This window comes from Haloferax sp. s1, assembly GCF_058382125.1.
The window spans coordinates 1-1,165 of record NZ_JBZRPK010000118.1; the positions used below are offsets into that span (position 1 = coordinate 1).

Sequence of the window (1,165 nt, forward strand, 5' to 3'; positions counted from 1 at the left end):
GGGATGGACTACGATGACGTCTCCGCGCTGATAGAGAGCATGACCTCGAAGTACGGTGAGATGAGCGTGATCAAGGCCAGTATCGAACTGCAAGAGCACAAGGAGCAATCGCGGGGCGTCCCACTCGTGCTGGCACGAATTCGGCTGGTTACCGACCGTGGCTACTTCACGGCCGATGGCGAGGGGTATGGTGCCTCCCACGCCCTCCGACTCGCCGCAAACGCGGTCGAACGCCAACTCCTCAAGGGGAAGACCTACGGCCAGTCGAAGAAGCGTCCCGACAGTGACGAGCAGGAACAACTCTACGGATGGTGGCTCGGCGGGTAACTGTTTCGCCGCTCGGTCCACGAGTAGGAACGTTTCGATGGCTGACCAGCAACGTCTCATCCAACGTTGGTTTGACCTCCTCAACGTATCCGACCAGCGCGGGCTGATTAGTCCTGCGGAAAGGCTTTTTTGGACAGCAATCGTTTGTAGGTCCATATATGTCTGAGGCCCCGACCTGCGAAACCCACGCCTGGGCGTCTGTCGGGGTCGTGATTCGAGACGGAACGGTCTACAGAGTCTGGGAGTGCGAGAACTGTCCGGTCTGGACCCTCGAGCCCTTCGATCCCGACTACGAACGAGACTGGGACGACACGTGGCTAGCCGAGCGCTAATATGCCTGTCTCGGGCGGGTTGCTGACACAGATTGCTATCGGGACGGTCGCGTTGTACACGCTCGTGACTGCAGCGAGTCGGGCGATCGGTCGGCTGCTGGCGCTCGCCGAGTACTACGACGTCGACGAAGTTCTCGTTGGGATGACCGTCCTTGCGTTGGGTACGAGTCTCCCGGAACTCAGTTCTCACCTCGTCGCGTCACTCGGAATTCTCTCTGGTGTCCTCGAGTACCAGGTTACCTCGGCCGTCGTCATCGGCGGGAACACCGGCTCTTCGACCGTCCAGCAGCTCCTCCTCGTCGGCGTTCTTCTCATCGGGTATGGGACCGTTCACGTCTCCCGGAGGTTCGTCTACGAGAGCTATCTGCCGATGCTGGGTGCGATCGGTGCGACCATGTTGGTCGCCTGGGATGGAACGATTAGTCGACTCGACGGCGTCCTGCTACTGGGTCTCTACTTGATCTACGTCGGCGCGATAATCACTCGTCGAGAGTCAACCCAATCAC

2 protein-coding genes and 1 pseudogene are annotated in these 1,165 nt (G+C 59.7%); all 3 read left to right on the forward strand.

Translation table 11 applies throughout. The features are described from left to right. A pseudogene (locus tag QT222_RS00835) lies at window positions 1–327 on the forward strand (CBS domain-containing protein); the annotation flags it as partial. A 158-nt stretch (window positions 328–485) separates the two neighbouring features. After that, the gene (locus tag QT222_RS00840) at window positions 486–659 is read left to right on the forward strand and encodes a hypothetical protein (protein ID WP_155844697.1); all 174 of its coding nucleotides are present in this window, start codon (window positions 486–488) and stop codon (window positions 657–659) included. 1 nt (window position 660) lies between these two features. After that, the coding region (locus tag QT222_RS00845) for a calcium:cation antiporter family protein (protein WP_491475993.1) at window positions 661–1,165 on the forward strand (505 nt) is incomplete at its 3' end.